Source organism: Teretinema zuelzerae (assembly GCF_021021555.1).
Classification (GTDB): Bacteria; Spirochaetota; Spirochaetia; order Treponematales; family Treponemataceae; genus Teretinema; species Teretinema zuelzerae.
Genome location: NZ_JAINWA010000001.1, coordinates 1,195,097 through 1,213,777, shown reverse-complemented (window position 1 = coordinate 1,213,777; position 18,681 = coordinate 1,195,097). Strand labels below are relative to the sequence as shown.

The window sequence follows — 18,681 nt, the reverse complement described above, 5'->3', positions numbered from 1 at the left end:
AACAAAACATCGCGGGTCTGTTTTCAGTATATCGGTAGAAAAACGGCGAAACTTGAATTTGCGGGAGCGCGCCCGTCTGTTAATTGCGCAGCCTCTGAACCACGAACAGCCGGCTCATGCCCAACCGCAGAACAAGATAGAGCGCAATCGCCGGCAACCAGTAGAGGACCGCGTATGCTGAAAGATAGCCGGTAAGGGCCGGATCGCCTGCTGAAAACGACTGAAAAAAAGCGAGGGCCGCCGGGAGCTTTCCCGAAGAGCTTAGCAGAATAAAGGGTACGATGAAATTGCCCCAGGAGTTAATGAATGTTGTGATGAAAGTGCCTGTGAGGACTGGAATCATTTGAGGCAGCAAGATTCGTACAAAGAATACGCCGAAGCCGGCTCCGTCCATCCTGGATTGTTCGATCTGTTCTTTGGGAAGCGCCAGGATGAACTGTGCATATACTCTGATTGTTTCGGGAATATGAGCCGCCGCGAGAAAGAGTACCGTTATGAACAGCGAATCAAGGAGACGGAAATGGAAGAGCAGAAAGTAGAGCGGAATGGCAAGCGTGCAGTAGGGCAATCCGCAGACCCGCATTATCGCCGATAGAAAGCGGTCCGATTGACGCGGTTTTCCAAGGAACAGGGACATTCCCGCCGAGGCTGATGCGGCCGAGGAGACTGCGGCGGCCCAGAAGCTGATGAATAGTCCGATGGCGAAGGCTTTTCTGTTCCGGGGCTTTTGCAGGACGTCGAGAAAGAAGGCCCCTCGCTCCTCCGCTCCCGTCAGACCGAAGGCGCGGAAGAGCAGGAGCGCAACGGGAAGAATGAATGCGAACGCGATCGCGGCGAGCAGCGTATATTCAGCGCTTTTCTTGAGTTTTCTCATGAAGGCTTTTTGTCTTGCAGTCATGATTCGTTCTCCGAAGACGACCGGAGCAGGGCTGCCTGGAGGGAGCCGAGCGACAGACTGATGAGAAAGAGCAGAAACGAAAGCGCAAGACCGTAGCCTACATCCGAACCCGAAACGGCGTTGCGGAAGACGAGAACGGAAAGGGTTGTAGACCGGTACAGCGGCCCCCCGCCGGTGAGCATGAAAATAAGGCCGAACGCTCCGAGCCCGTTAAGGGCGAGGATGGTCGTGTTCGCCAGTATCGTTCGCCGGATTGCGGGAATCAGTATTCCGAAGTGAAGCCTGATCAATCCGGCTCCGTCGCAACGCGCCGAGTCCGAGACGGATTCGTTCAGCGAATCAAGGGCGTTCTCGAAGGTGATGACCGAGTATGCAGTGCCGCTCCATATCAGGGCGATGCAGACGATGAGCAAGGGACGATCGGCAAGCCATACCCGGGGAATGCCTCCTGCGGCCGCGATCAGCCGATTTAATTCGCCGTTGAAGGAAAAAAGAAGAAAGAAAATGAAGGCTGTCGCGGCCTCCGGCATGAGAAGCCCCGCGTAGAGGCTTCCGTGCACGATTCTCCGGAAGCGCGGAGCCTTGTCTTTAAGCAGCCGCGAGATGAAGTATCCGAGCGCCTGTTGAATTGCGACCGCGGAGAGAATCAGGATTGACGTGTTCGCTAGAACCCGGGGAAGGTTGGAGTCGGCAAATAGATGGAGGTAATTGTTCAGACCGACAAAGGAAATTTCGGCAGCATTCTGTCCGACGAGTTTTCTATCGGTAAGAGAAATGAGAACCGAGCCGAGAGTCGGGAAAAGGAAGAAGAAAGCGAGCAGCAGGAGGGATGGACCCATCAATAGAAACGAAAGGAGAGCTTTTCCGCGGCGTTTCATTCGACGGCCTTTTTAAGGCGGTTGTGTTCAGGGATTATTTTCTCCATGCCTGCCGCGAATTCAGAGACGATCGATTCCGGACTCTTTGTGCCCGTTACCGCAGACTCCACGGCTATTCCGATCAGCCGGGATACTTGCGGGTATTCGGGTCCTTCGGGGCGGAAGCGGGAAAAATAGAGATAGTCCGACATTTTGCCGGCGTACCAGTTGTTCTCCCTCCAGGACTCCGAGGCTTCGACGTCCCTTCGAACCGGGATGTCTCCGCGGAGGGTGCAGGATAGAGTTTGCGCCCGGGGCGAGAGCGCGGATTTCAGAAACTCGAAGCTGATGAATTTATTCGAGGACATATTCGATATGCCGAGCATCCAGCTGCCGGTGACCGAGGTCGGACCGCCGTTTTTTCTCGGCACCGGGGACACAAGAATGTTCGTCCGGTAGTCGCTTGTCGTTCGGGCGATCGCGGGGCCGAGCCTGCACGAGGCGAGAAGAATCCCGATTTCCTGGGCGTTGAGTTTGCGGGCTATCGTTTCGTCGGAATGGCGGCTCAGCATGACCGAACGGGGGAGTTCTTCCATGACCGGCTCGGCGTGGTAGAGGCGGTTCAGGAAAGAAAATGTTTCGAGCATTCCGGGCGATGAGGTAACCCATTTTCCGTCTTCGTACATCCAGTCCCAGGTTCCGGAGAGCAGGGTTCCGAATGTCTGCAGAGTCGTCGTTTCCGGCTGGGCGGAGGAGGCCGGCAGCCAGAGGGGGTATTCGGCGTGCTTCGATAAAATGCGGGCGGCCTTTTCCACATCGGCCCATGTATCCGGTTCCCAGGGGGTCGGGATGCCGGCTTTCTTGAAGAGCTTCGCGTTATAAAAGAGGCCGGGGACTTCGAGCGAAATCGGCATCGCCCAGTCGAGGCCGTTGTGCCCGACGGTCGCCTTGGTCTTGCCGGGGAATTTCGAGATCCATTCGTTCCAGGTGTCGGCCATGAAGCCGACGAGATATCCGGAACCGATGAAGGCGTTCAGCAGCGCTCCGTCGAACAGGACAACGTCGATGGATGCGTCGCTTTTCAGCGAGAGCGAGATTTTATTCGCGTAGTCGGTTTCGGTTCCGTATACTGGATTGAGTATGACCTTGACGGTCGGATGCGATTTTTCGAAATCCGAAACGGCGAGGCCGAGCCAGCGGGTATTGTCTTCGTTCTCGTTGTCGAAGTATACGACGTTTATGGGTATGCGGTCGCGAATAGAAAAGAGCTCGGCCGAAGGTTTTTCCGCCTCGACAGACATTTTTTCGGCTCGGGCGCAGGACGCGGAGAATAATACGGCGGCGGCGATCAGGGCGGCTGTGCGGAGTCTTTTCATGCGTCCTCCAGAAAACGGGCGAGCGTTTCGGCCGTCCTCATGATTTGTATGCGGTCGTGAATTCCTGTTTTATCATAGATCGAGCTGACATAGTTTTTGACTGTCTGTTCGCTCAGCCCTAGGCGGGAGCCTATGTCGTAATTGTTGCAGCCGGCGCCGATGAGCTTCAGCACCTGGCGCTCGCGTCTGACGAGGCTGTCTATCCATTCGGGGACTTTTTCCGTCTGCCGGGGGGCGGACTGTTCTTCCCGCTGGACCTCGATGTTTCTGAGCAGCGTTATGGCGACTTCGGGCGATATCATGATGTTTCCCGCGCCGACTCCGCGTATGGTCTGGATGAGCTCGGGCATCGAGATGTCCTTCAGCAGGTATCCGGTCGCTCCGAACTTTAAGGCCTCCAGGACGTAGTCGTCGTCTCCGAATGTGGTCAGGACGAGGATCTTGATTTTAGGGAGGTCCCGCTTAAGCTCCCGGATGGCCTTGACGCCGTCCAGGCGGGGCATGCACACATCCATGAGAACGACGTCGGGCCAGAGTTCCTTCGCAAGGCGGACCGCTTCCTCTCCGTCCTGCGCGATTCCCACCACGCACAGATCATCCGCCCTGGTTTCAATGACCGTTTTCAGATTTTCTGCGAACAGTTTCTGGTCGTCCGCGATTAAAACCCGTATTTTCCGTTCGCTCATATATCCTTCCTCAGCGAGAGCATGGGAATCGAAATCCATACTTCGAATCCTCCGTCGAGGCTTCTGTAGCCGGTCGTACCATCGAGGAGCTGAATGCGCTCGGCGATGCCGGAGAAGCCGAGCCCCGGCGTGACGTCCGCCGCCCCGGCGCCGTCGTCCACGACCCGCACTGAAAGGCTGTCTGCAGGAGCCTCGCCGGTTATCCTGAGGCCGATCGAGATCGATCGCGCGTTTCCGTGCTTATAGGCGTTTGTGAGCGCTTCCTGGACGAACTGGAATACAGCGGTCTTCAACCGGGGGCAGTTCGTCCGGGTGACATTCCCCCAGTCGACGGATACGTCGGTTTCCGTCGCAGAAGAGAAAGTTCTCGCTATCCGGTAAAGGCGGGTCATCCAGGATTCTTCTCCCTGGTCGATGCTTCTGAGATTTCGGAGGTCCGCGCGGGCGGATTGCAGCCCTTCGCGGGTGTGCGTAATGGCGTCCGAAAGCAATGCGCGCAGCCGTTCGCTTCCTTCAGGAGCGAGATCAAGGGCGACCTCCAGCATTACGCGGAGATTCACCAGCGTATAGCCCATTATATCATGGATGTCGCGGGTGATGCGCCTGCGCTCGTTTTCCGCGGAGCGAAGGCCCGCGTCAAGGGCGTAATCCTGGAACCGGGTGTTGAGATGGTAGACCTGATCGATCAACCGTTGGCGCCGGAATAGTTCTTCTTCGATTCGCCGGTTTTCCCGGGAATAGAACTGAAGCGCGTAAACCGCCTGGATAACGCACAGAGCCCCGAAGGCGGCAGCGGCGGCGACGGGAAGAGACATGTCCGGAGTCTGGATTCCCCAGCCGCGGCGGGGAAGAGCGAAGAGGAGGGCCGCAGGCGATAGGGCCCAACAGGCTGCCTTGAGCCTGCTGTTGGTGTAAATGACCGCTTCTGCGCCGTTGATGCTCAGAAAGAGGAAGAGCAGCAGGGGATGGTCGGGAAAGGGAAACGCGAGAACGACGGTTCCCGGAAAACGGAGGCAGAGAATGAACGTCGAGATTTTGCGGGAATACGCGCCGCGGCCGCAGAGCTTGACGCCGATCGCGACAATGGAAGCGAATGCAACGGCAAGAGAAAAGCGGGCGTCCGCGATCCAGTGGATGCGCAAATCCGGAGGGCAGGCGCGGCAGGCTTCGATGGCTCCGATGAGGGTCGCCGCCGCGAGGGCCGGAACAAGGGTTGCGTGTGACGGCTGCAGGATTTCTCGGGCGCGCTGGCGGATTGAAATAAGCTTCCTCCGTGATCGATAGTATATCCGTTCCCGGCATTTTCTGGAATCGTTTTCACCGGCCGTTGACGGGCGGAAAAAGCCCGAAGCGCTCGGGAGGAGGCCGGCGCATCGGGCTTTGCTGAATGTTTTTTACTTGATCGAAGAGAGGTTTTCCAGGGTCGCCACCGTTACGCCGGTGTCGATCGTCTTTCCGCCGAAATCTTCGCCCTTGAGGGCGCGGACTCCCGCGTCGACTCCGAGGTACCCCATTTGATAGGGATTCTGAACCATCGTAGCTTGGATCGCCTTCTGCTGGATGAGAGCCTTGGTGTCGTTCGAGAAATCGAATCCGACTACCTTCACTTTTTCCGCTTTTCCGCTCTGCACTACTGCCTGGGCGAGTCCGACCGTGGAGCCTTCGTTGCAGCCGTAGAAGCCTGCGAGCGCGGGATTCGCGGTCATGAAGTCCAGCGCCTGGTTCATTGCCTTGGTCTTGTCTCCGTCCGAATACTGCACGCCGACGATTTCGATGCCGGGATATTTTGCCTTGATCTGGGCTTTGAACTCGTTCTCGCGGGTCATCGTGGTTCCGGCTCCGGCCTGTGCGTTGATGATGGCGATCTTTCCCTTTCCGCCCAGAAGGGCTGCGAGGGTGTCGGCAGCGGTGCGGGCCGCGGCTCCGTTATCGGTGGCGAAGAACGCGTCGTACTTGGGTGTGCTCACTCCCGAATCGACCATGATCACCTTGATTCCGGCCGCCTTCGCCTTCTCGACTCCGGGCGACAGCGCGTCCTTGTTGAGAGGCGCGAGCATGATGACGTCGGCGCGCTTTGTGATGGCATCCTCGACCATCTGGAGCTGTACGTTCGCGTCGACCTTTCCAGGAGGCGCGTTGAACGTGAGTTCTACGTTGCCCATCTCGGCCGCCTTCGCTTCCGCTCCCGCCTTGACCTTGAGCCAGTGCTCGTCGATGGAATCCATCGTGATCAGGGTGATCTTGATTTTTCCGCTTCCTGCGGCTTCCTTGTTCCCCGCGGCGAATACCGCGGAGCTGAATGCCATGGCTACGCACAGCATTGCACAGATTGCTCTTTTCATGACTTCCCTCCTTCTTGGGATCTCTATAGTAACCGGATCGATCCGGTTGCGCACGATTATGATGACTTAGTCCTTCCGCTTGATTCTATCCGCGAAGACCGAGCCGACGATGACCACTCCGATGATGATCTTCTGTATGAACGGGGATACACCCACGAGGTTGAGCCCGTTTCTCAAGATTCCGATGATGAACGCTCCGATAAAGGTTCCCGCGATCATTCCTTCGCCTCCGAGAGTGCTGGTTCCCCCGATTACAGACGAGGCGACCGCGTCCAGTTCGTAGCCGTCGCCCGCCGCAGGCTGGGCTGAGATGATCCTGGCCGCCATGATCAGTCCCGCGAAGGCCGCGAGGAATCCGGAAATAACATAGACTTTGACCAGAACCGCCTTCGTGTCGACTCCCGATAAGCGCGCTGCGTCAATATTGCTGCCGGTCGCGTACACATGACGGCCCAGCCGGGTCCGGGCGAGGACGAAGCCGAAAACCACTGTCAACAGAACCATCAGGACGACCGGTATCGGAAGGCCGGCGATATTTCCGGTGCCGATGACCGTGAAGGATTTCGGCAGGCTGGAAACGGGAATGCCCTGGGTAAGGGTAAGCGATACTCCGCGGATCGCCGTCATGGTGCCGAGCGTCGCGATGAACGGCGGGATCCTGCCCCAGGCGATCATGACGCCGTTGATCGCACCGACCAGACAGCCCGAGGCGAGTCCGAGCAGCATGCTCGCCCACACGGGAATCCCGTTCGTCATGGCGAGGCCCGCGACCATTCCCGAAAGCGCGATGTTGGAGCCGATCGAAAGATCGATTCCGGTGGTGATCATGACGTAGGTCTGACCGATCGCGATGATGGCGATGATCGCGGTCTGGGTCGCCACGGTGAGAAGATTGTTCACCGTCAGAAAGTACGGACTCAGTATCGAGAAAATGATAACGAGGGCAAAAAGCCCCGAAAAGGTCGAAAAAAGCTGTTTCGTTTCCCTGGACAGATTTTTGAGGACTCCGGGGCGTCCGAGCGCGATTGCTGCCATATTCGTCTAACTCTCCTTTATTCGAAACGCGTGGCGTAATGCAGTATTTCTTCCTGGTTGGTCTGCGCGGTAACGAGATTCGCTGTTATCTTTCCGTTGCAGAACACGAGCACCCGGTCCGACATGCCGAGAATCTCGGGCAGTTCCGATGATACGAACAGGACTCCGACGCCCTGTTTTTTCAGTTCGTTCATGATGTTATAGATTTCAACCTTCGCGGCGACGTCGATTCCCCTCGTCGGTTCGTCGAACATCACGATCTTGGCGTCGCGGAGCAGCCATTTTCCCACGACGATCTTTTGCTGATTTCCGCCCGAAAGATTCCTGACGTATTGGTTCAGGTGCGGGGTTTTGATTTTCAGGTTCTGCACCATCCGGTTCGCGAGAGCCGCGGCCTTCTTACGGTTCAGAACGCCGCCGACCGAGACCATGTCGAGATTCGGAATGGTGAGATTGTCCAGAACGGAAAGCTTCACGCAAAGGCCGTCGTGCTTCCTGTCTTCCGGTACCGCGAATATTCCAGCTCTGATCGCGTCGGAAGGCTGACGGATGTCGGTTACTCTTCCTTCCAGCTCGATGGTTCCGCTGTCTTTTTTGTCGGCCCCGAACAGCGCGCGGATCGTTTCCGTCCTTCCCGCTCCCATCAAGCCTGCAAGTCCGAGAATCTCCCCCTGTCTTACTTCGAACGACACGTTCCTGACGCTTTTGCCGGCGTTAAGGTTCTTTACTTCGAGCACCGTTTTGCCAGGAATGCTTTCGATTCTGGGAAATTTTTCCTTCAGGTTTCTTCCGACCATTTTCGCGATTATTTCCGGAAGAGTAACGTCGCCGAACTGATGGGTCGAAATGAACTTTCCGTCGCGTAGGATGGTTATTCGGTCCGTTATGCGGGAAAGCTCTTCCAGCCGGTGCGATATATAAACGATTCCCTTTCCCTGTTTTTTGAGTTCGTGGATGATCCTGAACAGATCGTCGATTTCCTTGTCGGTTAGCGCGGAAGTCGGTTCGTCCATGATGATGATGTCTGCGTTCATCGAAAGCGTCTTGCAGATTTCGACCATCTGCTGTTTCGAGACCGGAAGTTCGCGGACAAGAGCGCGCGGATCGAGGTCTACGTTGAGCCTGTCCAGTAGTTCCTGCGCCCGTCTGTTCTGTTCCTTCGTTTTCGTAACGCCCAGAGCCGTCTGTTCGCGTCCGAGGAAAATATTTTCCGCGACGGTTAAATGCCGGCACAGATTCAATTCCTGATGAATGATTCCGATTCCCAGGGCTTGAGCCTGGGCCGGCGTATGCAGCTCCGTCTGCTGTCCCTTTATGAACAGCTCTCCCTCGTCCTTGATGTACACCCCGGAGAAAATCTTCATCAGCGTGGATTTTCCCGCTCCGTTTTCGCCGAGGAGGGCGTGCACCTCTCCCTTCTGCAGGTCGAAGTTCACGTCTGAAAGAGCCTGTACCATGGAAAATGATTTTGAAATATGTGTCGCCCTCAGCAGAGCTTCGCTCATTCGGCAGCCTCCCTATGAGACTACCCTAGCATGAGCGCAGAAAGTTCAACAAACGCGCAATGTTGATTCGGTACCGTTTCAGTACACGGGTACCGGAGCCGCCGGTACTTCGGTACTGGTTCAGCCTTCCACGAGGACGGCGTTTCCGCTGCGGAGGTAGAAGAGCCAGGTTTCGGCCTTTTTTCCGCGAAGGTCGGCAGCCGCCTTCCGGTAGACGGCCAGCTGTTCGGCATGAAGAGCGGGGTCTTCGATCCGGTCTGTTTTGTAGTCTACAACCACGACCGCGTCGCCCCTGTCGAACACGAGGTCCATCTGTCCGGAGACGGAGACGCTCCGTTTTCCGCCGCCGCTTCCGTCGTCGAGCTCCCAGCGGGTGATGAAGGCGTATTCGCTCTCCCGCCATTGCGCCGCGGCGGCCTCGGCTCCGAGCGGCGATTCCAGGAAACGCGCCGCCATCGATTCGAGGGCCGGGGCGAGCGCCTCCGGCAGGAAGGCCTGCAAGCCGAGGAAGCGCGCTTCTATCGCCCGGTGCGCCCAGGTTCCGAACTCCGCTGCCGTAACTCCGTTTTCATCGAGGAGGGCATCGATGGGATCGGCCGGCGGTTCCGATTGCTGCGGCGTCGTCTGTTCGCCGTCGGGATTCGCGGCTATCGCGTTTTCGTGGCGCAAGCCGTGCAGGGCCGTCGCGGCGAAGCGCTCGCGCGGTCCCTTCTGATACGCCGATTCGGGGATTTCTTCGGGTTTGAATAGCAGCGTCCGTTGTGCGCGATCCGCGGCCTTTCTCGCTTCGCGCATTCTCGGGGGGATGTCCGCGAGTTTCGCTCCTTCCACCGGGCCTGCAAGCCAGGCTTTGAGGAGGAAGTCGAAAAAGGTTCGGCTTCTCCGCTTTTCGCCTTTTTTCTGGGCCGTCGTTTCCTTTTTATCGAAGTAGGCGGCGACAAGCTCAATGAGGGCGGCTTCCGGAAGCGCTTCCCTCGCTTCTGCGCCGGCGACGGTAGTGCCGTGCGCGCTGTCTTCTTCCGGTTCGGCGGCTTCCTCCTCCTCGCCGATGGACAGCACTCCGGACGCAAAAAGGAGGGTTTCCGCGCGGGTCATGGCGACATAGAGGAGACGGCGTATTTCGGCTTCGGTTCTCAGCCGTTCCTCTTCCTTAGCCTTGAGGTAGAACCAGTTCGAGCCCGCCTGCGGGAGATCCTCGGGAGCTCCCGAATTGATCGACGCTCCCTCGGCGTCAGACCAATATACGGCGTCGGAATTACCTGCTTCCCGGCCCTGGTTTCCGCAGTCGACGAGGAATACGATCGGGAATTCCAGGCCCTTGCTTTTATGCACCGTCATGAGCCTTACGCCGCCGTGGCGTTCGACCGGGATGTCGAGATCCGTCACCTGAATTTCGTTCGCCATCATCTGCGCGACCCGGTCGAGGAAGACCGCGAGCGTTTCTCCTTTGGCGTCCGCAGTCCGCGCGAGTTCGAAGAAATAATCGTAGAGTTCGAGATAATGATGAAGGGCGGGGTCTTCGAGGATGACCTGGCGGTAGCCCCGGTCGTACCACAGATGGCTGACGAGCTCCGCCGCAGGCTTCCGGTCCGCGTTCTCCCTGAGCCACTCGAATATCTCCCTTAATCGGGAAAGGCCGGCGGCGTCGTTATCGGACACCCGGGATGCAAGTTCCGCCGGAAAGGTTTTCCCTGCCGCGTCCTGCTGCCCGCCGCGCCTTGCCATAAGCGCCTCGGCGACGGCGAGGTCTGAAATGCCGGCGAGCGGTCCGCGAAGAACCACCGCGTAGGCTTCGTCGTCTGCGGGGTAGACGGCAAGGCGGAGAAAGGCGTAGAGATCGTTTACCGGCGCGTCGCCGAAAAGGCCGCGGAGGCTTTCCGCCTGATAGGGGATGCCGCGCGAGCGGAGCTCCCGCTCGTAGAGATACTGCCTCGTCGTGGAGCGGAAGAGTATCGCGATGTCGTCCCATGCGCAGGGCCGGATCCCGTCTTCCGCCCGTACCGGGGTTCCGAGGGAGACGAGTTCCTGGATTCTGGAGGCGACTTCCGCCGCTTCGGTTTCGTGGGGCGAAAGACAACGCGGATCGTTTTCAGGGAAGACGTCCTTTCGGACGAGGAGGGCTTCCATCCGCGGAGAAAGCCCTGCCGTATCGCGGTGAGCGATGATCGGAGAGAATTCGGCTTCGTAGAGCGGAAACGCCTGTTCAGTATAGAATGCGGGATTGAGGAATACCGACGGAAAAATCCGGTTGAAGGTGTCGATGAGGGCCGCTTCAGTGCGATAGTTCGTTCCCAGCGCGGGAGTGTCTTCTCCGGCGAAGTCGCGGGCGAGAGCCCTGAACACCGAAACGTCCGCGCCTCGGAACCGGTATATCGATTGCTTTTCGTCTCCGACGAAAAAGAGGCCTTCGGGCTTGAGGTCCTGAGGTTCGGGAATTCCGTCCGCGCAGCGGTCCGGTTTTTCGGCGATTAAAAAGAGCAGATTCCTCTGGAGTTCGTTGTCGTCCTGGAATTCGTCGATCATGATCGAACTGATCGATTCCTTAACCGCCTTCCGCAGGTCGTGATCGTCCCTGAGCGCGTCTACCGCGAGCCGGGATACGTCAGCGAAAGTCATGAGCGATCGTTTCCGCTTTTCGCGGTGGAAGAGCTCCTGGAATTCCGCGAGCAGAGAGCCGGTTTCCCGGATGACCTCCTTGTTCAACAGGAAATTCGCGAGGGCGAGATAATCGGGAAGCGTTTTTTTCTTTATCTCCTGGATCAGCTCTTTCGCTTCCATCACCGCTTCGTTCTTTCCCGCGCGGAAGGGGATTTTCGTCAGCTTAATAAGAAAAGCCGCAAGCTCCCGGATTCCGTCCCGGTCGTTTTCTTCGGGGATCGCCGGAGCGCAGGGAATCAGTTCTTTCATTTCGGACCAGGGGTTTCCCGTTCCGCCCTCGAGCCCTTCGAGGGCGTCGACGGTACGCGCGATTTCTCCGCAGGCGCGGGCGAACTCGCGGCTTATCTCGCGCGACTGCGCCTCGAACAGGGCGGCGAAATCGATGGGCGAGGATACCGGCGAGTGTTCGATCATCGTTTTGGCGAACAGTTCGTCTGCTATCGTCTGCTGGGTGTTGGCGCGCAGCAGGTGGCGGATCGCGGGCGACTTTCTGCGTTCGAGATAAAAGGGCAGGGCGAGCTCCCGGGCGAGAGCGCTCGTCTGGGCCGCGTCTATCGTGAAATCGGGAGATATGCCGTACCGCCTGCAGGCATCGCGGGCGATCGAGTTGCAGAAGGAATCGATTGTGGTGATTCTCGCTTCGTGAAAATTCGCGACCGCCTCCTGCGCTTCCGGATCGGAGGCGTTCTGAAGCGTGTTATAGATGCGGCCGTACATTTCGGACGCGGCCTTTTTCGTGAAGGTGAGCGCGAGAATTTCCTTGGGAGGGATTTTCCGTTCGACGACGAGATGGAGATAGCGCGCGGCGAGCACCCTCGTTTTTCCCGAGCCCGCTCCCGCCGCGATGACGGCGTTTTTTCCGATGCGCGCCGCCTCCCGCTGCGAAGGCGCCAGTTCGTCGATATATTCCGTGCAGCTTTTCATGAATCCCCCGGTTGTTGCGCTACGCTGTCTCTCGCGTGCAGTTCTCAGTCAAGTCCCGGCGCGACCGAATATACGGCGCGGCAGACTCTGCGGTAGTCGCAGCTTTGGCAGACGGCCCAGGATAGATCTTCCGGCCGGGTGAAGTCCCTCCGCCTGATTCCATCCTCGAAAAAATCCACCATGCGGTCGAAGGCTTCCATAGTCGGTTCGAAGCCGTCGCGGTCGGAAACGGGACGCAGCCGGCCCATGGAAATTCCTTCTCCCTGGACGATGGGCTTGAAGGCCCCGTCCCTGATGCTCGCGAACCAGGCGTATTCCACGCGTTGCCCCAGGTAGGGGCTTTCCGGAGACTGTTCCGCGAGCCTGATGTACATCGGAATCTGAAAATCGCCGATCCTGTTTTCTTCGTCCGGAATGTAGCGTTTTCCCGATACCGCCTTGCCGCTTTTATAATCGATGATGACGAGGGCGTTGTCCGCGGGATCTCGCGAAATACGGTCGATGACTCCGTTGAGGAGGGCGCCTTTTTGTTCGAGCGTCAGCCGTTCCTCCAGAAATTCCGGAACGAAGCCGTCCAGGAATTCGGCGTCCTTGTCGAGTATTTTCGCGATTCCTTCGAGGATGCGCCTGATCAGGGAATCGATGATGGGCTGGGCTAACGGTCCGTTGAATTCGGCGTGGCCCGAGGCCGCCGTTTGCGCGATGTTCTCGGCCCAGGAAAGATATTCGTTCCTCCGCTCGCCGACGAAGACTCCGTCTTCCGTGCGGATTTTTTCGTAGAGATCCTTGAGAACGCTGTGGTACACGAGGCCCAGGTTCCTGTCGTTCATCAGCTCGGCGTCGGAATCGCTTACCTCGATTCCGGCGAGCCGGTTTAAAAACCATTTTGTTCGGCAAAGCCCGTATTCGGAGAGGTCGCTCTGGCTGACTCTCACGCGGCCGTCCGTCGTCTTTTTCTCATCGATAAGGCCGGATACCGCTTCCGATTGGTTTTCGAACGCTTCTTTTAAAAACGAGAAACCGCGGTTGCGGCTCACCCTGTTCCATTCCGCTATGCTCTTTTTCTGGATCGGATAGAGCCTTCGCGGAGCGCTTGCCCCCGCTCGAAACAGGCGTTCCGCCTCGTAGGGATCGTCCGCCCGCGCGGATTCGTCCGCGAGCGCGGCTCCGTTGGCGAAATGCCCGTGAACCGTTCGATAGCCGGTAAAGCTTCGCTCGGCGAAACTGAAAACAGCCGTTCCCTGTCCCCGGTATATCTCGAAAAAGGAAGCGGAAGCGTCGGTGTCCATGAGAAAGAGATCAAGCCTCTTGTCTTCGCGGAGGAAGGGCAGCTGGCGATAGAGTACGGTGGCGTTGTCCTGGCTCGCGTCCAGTATGAAGTGCCGCTCGAAGGGAGTTCCCGCGGCTACGCGCCAGGGAAATACGCTCACTCCCCCGGGAGATCGCTGGCTCACGTACTGAACTTCTTCGAGCAGGTTCGCGAAAAAGGAAAAGGCGTCGCGGGGAGCGAGTTCGGGGTAGAGAGCTCCCAGCCGCTCAAGAGAGGACAGTTCTTCGATGCATCGGGCGAGCACGTCGTTGTCGGCAGGGCTCATCTCCTCGATATTCAACAGGTCTCGCCTGAAGGCGAACCACTGCCTGCGGATTTCCGGAAAATCCTTTGCCGAGCAAAGAGACGTCGCGCGGTTTCGGAGGAGGCGGTACCAGTCCCGGAGCAGCCAGTCTCCGGGGTCGGCCTTGTTCGGGGTCTTGAATGCTTCCGCCCAGATGTCCAGCGTTTCGCCGTTTTCCGACCACGAAGCAACGCAGTGGTTGCGGATGCCGAATTCGACGAGCCGTTCGCGCATTCCTCCGTGCTTCCACGGAATCGCGCGGTTTAAAAGCAGCGCCTTCATCGCGGAAAAGGAAAATCCCGAGGATACGCATTCGTTGATCAGCCGGAAGATTCTTCCCGCCGGGCGGGAGCCGAGAGGCTCGCCGGTTCTCAGTTCGAAGGGAATGTCTCTAAGTTCGAATTCCCTGCGGAGATAGGGGCTCGCCGTTTCCAGATCCGGAACGCTTACGGCGATTTTTTCCGGGGTCAATCCCCGATGAGGAGGGCTTCTATTGAAAGGGCCGCGTCGCGGATTTCTTCCCTCGTGTTTTCGAAAAAGCGAATCGTTCGCGGAGTCTCGTTTTTCGGCTGGCTTACGAGCGTGATAAAGGGCGACGCCGAGAAAAGAGGCGCGTACTCGCCGAAGTCTTCCACGGCTTCCGGAAAAAAAATGAAGTAGCGCTTTCCTCCGTCCTTCAGGGGCGGCCTCTGCCAGGAAGGCTCGAAGAGCTTCTCCCTTTCGAGAAAGGCCTCGTATCTGTGTTTGACGAATGAAAGATCCCTGTTTTCTCCGTCGCTGCTCGGGTCCGACCCGAGAGGAATCCTTCCTGACCGGCCGCGCTCCAGAGCGCGCGCATGCTTGATTTCCCATAAGCCGAGCTGAGGGAGGATGCGGGCTATCCATGAGGCGAAGAGATTTCCCTCGCTCGAGTATTCGGCGGGAATGAGTGATGCGAGCAGGGGCGTTCCCGTTTTCTCCGCGGCCTCGGCGTTCGCTTCGGCGAGCGCGCGCGCCCAGAGCTTCCTCACGACGGCCGACACGGGGCTTTTCCCTTCGACTTCCGCGCGAACAGCCTCTTCCTTGAAACGGTCCCAGGCGATGAATCGTTCGGCGGCGAGGGTCGAGGCTCCGGTTATTTCAAGGGCTTCGCCGAGCCAGAGGGAGGCCGCGATGTCCGAGGGGAACACGAATACGGACGCGGGATTGCGCCACTGCTCCCTGATGAGGGGTCTGACGGGATCGGCCGTGTTATCCATCGCGCGCCTACATTCCCGGCGCCCGCATCTTGTCCAGCTCCGTTTTCACCTTGTTGAATTCTTCGCGGATCATGACGGTCTGGTTGGACTGACGCGCGAGGCGCTGCGCGAGAAGGCGGGAAAGGAAGATGCCGTAGTGCGGATGCGCGCGTATCAGGGAGATGAATTCCATTTTGGGTATTTTCACCAGGGTTCCCGTTCCGATGGAGATAATAGTCGCGGAGCGCCGGTCGTTCAGCAGAAAGGCCATCTCCCCGATGAACATATCGTTGGGGGTCAGCACTGAAACGAGCTTGCGCTGATAATAGACGGCGTACTTGCCGGAGCGGATGAAGTAGAGGTCGTTCGAGGGTTCGTTTTCCCGGCACACGATCTGCTTGTCGCCGAAGGTGAGCACCTGCTGCTCCTGCCAGATCGCGGGCATCAGGTTGATTTCGTTCCGCTGGTTCGCTATCTCGAAAGACGCTTCGTTGCCGATAGCGTTGTACGAAATTCCGGAGACGAACGATTCGGCGAGCTTTATGCCCATGCCGTGAAGTCCGGCGGTCATCTCTCCCGAGAGCCGCTTTCTCCAGTCGAAGCCTTCTCCGTCGTCGCGCACGGAGATGCGCGTCCGCATGTTCGATATTTCGTAGGAGATGTATACTTTTTTTGTGATGGCGTCCGGGTGCATGCTTTTCGCCTTGATAAGGTCGAGCATGTTTTTTCCCTCGGTGAGCCAGGCGGTTTTTTCATCGTAGGATATTTTGCAGTTTCCGTGCTCGACCGCGTTCAGCAGGAGCTCCATGAGGGCGCCCTGCACGGCGGACCTGCCCTCGTCGTTTATCCGGTTAGTGCTGTACAGATAACCGGTGATAAGGTTGCAGTAGAACAGAATATCCGTCGGATCATTGTCGCAGGTGAAGGAGCCTGTCTCGTTCGTATTCATCTGCTGCTGCATTCCGCGGTTGAAGAGGAACTGCTGGTTCTGGGTCAGAATTCGCAGGATGCGCTCGGCGTTATCTTCGAAATTTGGACGGGTCAGCACGAGCAGAATGTTCGGATCCTTCTTTTTTTCGATCGCCGTTTTCTGCTTCTGGTCGTGGGCGATCGCGATGATTCCGCCGAACAGCAGCCACGGATCGGAATGAATAACTTCCATCAGGCTTTCGGCGTCGAGGTCCGGATCTCCGAAGTCTATGATTTTAATTTCCGGGAGTTCATAATTGAAATAGGAAATTATCTGATCCCTCTTATCCAGGCGGACCGGGATGAACTCTCCTCCGAACTTTTCGCAGGCTGTACGGAAGGCCTGGATCGATGAAGCTGTTTTGCAGACTATGGGCACACTTTTCATATAATCTCCGTATTTTATTCTAGCATAATATTATTCACCGCACTATACTGATTTTCGGCTATGCAACAACTGAGATTTTTGCCGGGTAAACCACTTCCCCTCGGAGCCTCCGTTCAAAACGGCGGGGTCAACTTCAGCGTTTTCACCAGAAACGGAGCCGGCGTATTTCTCGAGTTCTTCGAAAATCCGAAAGACGCGTCGCCCTTCGAGTCCTACCGCTTTGATCCCCGGTTGAACAGGACCGGCGACATCTGGCACGTCTTCGTCGAGGGGCTCGGCCCCGAAGCCCTGTATCTCTACCGCGTCGACGGACCCTTCCGCCCCAGCGAAGGCCTGCGGTTCAACGTCAATAAATATCTGCTCGATCCGTACGCGAAGGCCATGACGGCTGAGTCCATCTTCCTCGGCCAGGAGATTCACCGCAAGAGAACCGCGTCCCTCGATCCCGACCTCGCGTTCTCCACCACCTACACCGCCGAACACTTTCCTAAATGCATCGTGGTGGACGACGATGCCTTCGACTGGCAGGGAGACCGCCCTCTCAACTATCCGCTTCGCCTGAGCGTTCTCTACGAGGCTCACGTCAAGGGTTTGAGCGTGCATCGATCATCCGGCGCGGAGCATCCGGGCACCTACCGCGGCATCATCGAAATGATTCCGTACCTGAAGCGCCTCGGCATTACGAGCCTCGAGCTTCTTCCCATCCACGAATTCGACGAGCACGAGAACGATCGGCTCAATCCGAGAACGGGCGAACGGCTGCGCAATTACTGGGGCTACAGCACGGTGGGGTTCTTCGCTCCGAAGGCGACCTACGCAGCCGACCAAAACGGTTCGGGGCCCGTCCGCGAGTTCAAGGAGATGGTCCGGGAGCTTCACAAGGCGAAAATCGAGGTGATCCTCGATATCGTGTTCAACCACACCGCGGAAGGAAACGAGCGGGGCCCGACCATCAGCTTCAGAGGCTTCGATAATTCGATTTATTACATGCTGGAAGACAACAAGCGCTTCTACCGCAATTATTCCGGCTGCGGGAACACCTTCAACTGCAACCACCCGGTCGTGCGAACCCTCCTTCTGGATTCACTGCGCTACTGGGTGACGGAAATGCACGTGGACGGCTTCCGCTTCGATCTCGGCTCTATTCTCGGACGGGATCAGCGGGGAAGGATGATGGAAAACCCTCCGATGCTCGAACGCATCGCAGAGGATCCCGTGCTGCGCCATACGAAGATCATCGCGGAAGCCTGGGACGCCGGCGGAGCCTATCAGGTCGGCTGGTTTCCCGGCGGGCGCTGGGCGGAATGGAACGACCGCTTCAGGGACGACGTGAGGGCTTTTTGGCGGGGAGATTCCGGCCAGGTCAAGCACTTCGCCACCCGGATCACGGGTTCCTCGGACCTGTATCTCCGCGACGGCCGCAAACCCTTCCATTCGATCAATTTCATCACGAGCCACGACGGCTTTACCCTGAACGATCTGGTCTCCTACAACGGCAAGCATAACGACGAAAACGGCGAGTCGAACCGCGACGGCGGGGACCATAACATCAGCTATAACTACGGCTTCGAAGGACCGGCGGTCAACCCCAAGATCGAAGCGATCAGGAACCGGCAGATCAAGAATATGCTCTGTTCCATGATGCTCTCTTTGGGAACTCCCATGCTCCTGATGGGCGACGAGATACGACGAACCCAGCAGGGAAACAACAACGCATACTGCCAGGACGGCGAAATCTCCTGGATGAACTATGCGTTCGCGGATAAGCACGCCGATGTTCAGCGGTTCACCCGGGAGATAATCGCCTTCCGCTGCCGCCATCCGGCCTTTCTGCGCCCCGAGTTTTTCACCGGCTCGGAAACGGCGGCCCACGTCATGCCGGACATCGTCTGGTTCGGGCCGGACGGCCGCAGCCCCGACTGGTCGGCTCTCGACCACTTCATCGCCTACCAGCTCATCGGCAGCCGCGCTACGATACTCACCGACTGCGACGATAACGACTTTTACATCATGTACAACGCCTCTCAGCGCGACATAACCGCTACGATCGCTCCTCCCCTCGAAGGGAAAAAGTGGTTCAGGGTGATCGACACCTCCTACGACTCTCCTTTGGATATTTTGGAGACCGGAATGGAGGAAATGCTGCAAAATCAGCAAAAATATGTCATTCTTTCACGAAGCGCTGTTGTGCTCATCTCAAGAAACGTGTAATA

Annotated in this window: 13 protein-coding genes; 1 reads left to right on the top strand and 12 read right to left on the bottom strand. The window is 57.7% G+C overall.

The genetic code is table 11. From position 1 onward, the window contains the following. Positions 1-79: 79 nt before the first annotated feature. The 12 genes from K7J14_RS05460 to K7J14_RS05405 form a co-directional block, all read right to left on the bottom strand. Positions 80-898 carry an ABC transporter permease subunit gene (locus K7J14_RS05460; RefSeq protein WP_230754100.1) on the bottom strand — a complete coding sequence of 273 codons (819 nt, stop codon included), beginning with the start codon at positions 896-898 and terminating at the stop codon, positions 80-82. Next, positions 895-1,776, bottom strand: coding sequence for a carbohydrate ABC transporter permease (locus K7J14_RS05455; protein ID WP_230754099.1), 882 nt, complete (start codon positions 1,774-1,776; stop codon positions 895-897). The genes K7J14_RS05460 and K7J14_RS05455 overlap by 4 nt, the downstream gene beginning before the upstream one ends. Continuing rightward, entirely contained in the window at positions 1,773-3,131 is a 1,359-nt protein-coding gene (locus tag K7J14_RS05450; protein WP_230754097.1) for an ABC transporter substrate-binding protein, read from the bottom strand. The genes K7J14_RS05455 and K7J14_RS05450 overlap by 4 nt, the downstream gene beginning before the upstream one ends. After that, complete coding sequence (locus tag K7J14_RS05445; RefSeq protein ID WP_230754095.1) at positions 3,128-3,817, bottom strand: response regulator transcription factor; 690 nt, start codon at positions 3,815-3,817, stop codon at positions 3,128-3,130. Before K7J14_RS05445 ends, K7J14_RS05450 begins: the two co-directional genes overlap by 4 nt. Next, positions 3,814-4,959, bottom strand: coding sequence for a sensor histidine kinase (locus tag K7J14_RS05440; protein ID WP_230754093.1), 1,146 nt, complete (start codon positions 4,957-4,959; stop codon positions 3,814-3,816). The genes K7J14_RS05445 and K7J14_RS05440 overlap by 4 nt, the downstream gene beginning before the upstream one ends. Positions 4,960-5,211: 252 nt before the next feature. Continuing rightward, entirely contained in the window at positions 5,212-6,159 is a 948-nt protein-coding gene (locus tag K7J14_RS05435) for an ABC transporter substrate-binding protein (protein ID WP_230754091.1), read from the bottom strand. A 66-nt stretch (positions 6,160-6,225) separates the two neighbouring features. Next, a complete protein-coding gene (locus K7J14_RS05430; RefSeq protein ID WP_230754089.1) occupies positions 6,226-7,194 on the bottom strand; it encodes an ABC transporter permease in 969 nt (322 codons plus the stop codon). A gap of 17 nt (positions 7,195-7,211) precedes the next feature. Continuing rightward, positions 7,212-8,699 carry a sugar ABC transporter ATP-binding protein gene (locus K7J14_RS05425; RefSeq protein WP_230754087.1) on the bottom strand — a complete coding sequence of 496 codons (1,488 nt, stop codon included), beginning with the start codon at positions 8,697-8,699 and terminating at the stop codon, positions 7,212-7,214. Positions 8,700-8,819: 120 nt separating this feature from the next. Continuing rightward, the gene (locus K7J14_RS05420; RefSeq protein ID WP_230754085.1) at positions 8,820-12,281 is read right to left on the bottom strand and encodes a UvrD-helicase domain-containing protein; all 3,462 of its coding nucleotides are present in this window, start codon (positions 12,279-12,281) and stop codon (positions 8,820-8,822) included. Between the two features lie 44 nt (positions 12,282-12,325). Then, entirely contained in the window at positions 12,326-14,365 is a 2,040-nt protein-coding gene (locus tag K7J14_RS05415; RefSeq protein ID WP_230754083.1) for a PD-(D/E)XK nuclease family protein, read from the bottom strand. Continuing rightward, positions 14,362-15,132 (bottom strand): hypothetical protein, encoded by a 771-nt coding sequence (locus tag K7J14_RS05410; protein ID WP_230754081.1) that lies wholly within the window; start codon positions 15,130-15,132, stop codon positions 14,362-14,364. The genes K7J14_RS05415 and K7J14_RS05410 overlap by 4 nt, the downstream gene beginning before the upstream one ends. A 7-nt stretch (positions 15,133-15,139) precedes the next feature. Then, the gene (locus tag K7J14_RS05405) at positions 15,140-16,468 is read right to left on the bottom strand and encodes a cyclic nucleotide-binding domain-containing protein (protein WP_230754079.1); all 1,329 of its coding nucleotides are present in this window, start codon (positions 16,466-16,468) and stop codon (positions 15,140-15,142) included. 60 nt (positions 16,469-16,528) lie between these two features. Between K7J14_RS05405 and glgX the strand changes: the two genes are divergently transcribed. Then, complete coding sequence (gene glgX, locus K7J14_RS05400; protein ID WP_230754077.1) at positions 16,529-18,679, top strand: glycogen debranching protein GlgX; 2,151 nt, start codon at positions 16,529-16,531, stop codon at positions 18,677-18,679. The last annotated feature ends 2 nt before the right edge of the window (positions 18,680-18,681 follow it).

Coding starts and splice junctions, on each gene's coding strand:
- K7J14_RS05460 (WP_230754100.1), bottom strand. CDS start 898: ATGACTGCAAGACAAAAAGCCTTCATGAGAAAACTCAAGAAAAGCGCT.
- K7J14_RS05455 (WP_230754099.1), bottom strand. CDS start 1,776: ATGAAACGCCGCGGAAAAGCTCTCCTTTCGTTTCTATTGATGGGTCCA.
- K7J14_RS05450 (WP_230754097.1), bottom strand. CDS start 3,131: ATGAAAAGACTCCGCACAGCCGCCCTGATCGCCGCCGCCGTATTATTC.
- K7J14_RS05445 (WP_230754095.1), bottom strand. CDS start 3,817: ATGAGCGAACGGAAAATACGGGTTTTAATCGCGGACGACCAGAAACTG.
- K7J14_RS05435 (WP_230754091.1), bottom strand. CDS start 6,159: ATGAAAAGAGCAATCTGTGCAATGCTGTGCGTAGCCATGGCATTCAGC.
- K7J14_RS05430 (WP_230754089.1), bottom strand. CDS start 7,194: ATGGCAGCAATCGCGCTCGGACGCCCCGGAGTCCTCAAAAATCTGTCC.
- K7J14_RS05425 (WP_230754087.1), bottom strand. CDS start 8,699: ATGAGCGAAGCTCTGCTGAGGGCGACACATATTTCAAAATCATTTTCC.
- K7J14_RS05420 (WP_230754085.1), bottom strand. CDS start 12,281: ATGAAAAGCTGCACGGAATATATCGACGAACTGGCGCCTTCGCAGCGG.
- K7J14_RS05410 (WP_230754081.1), bottom strand. CDS start 15,132: ATGGATAACACGGCCGATCCCGTCAGACCCCTCATCAGGGAGCAGTGG.
- K7J14_RS05405 (WP_230754079.1), bottom strand. CDS start 16,468: ATGAAAAGTGTGCCCATAGTCTGCAAAACAGCTTCATCGATCCAGGCC.
- glgX (WP_230754077.1), top strand. CDS start 16,529: ATGCAACAACTGAGATTTTTGCCGGGTAAACCACTTCCCCTCGGAGCC.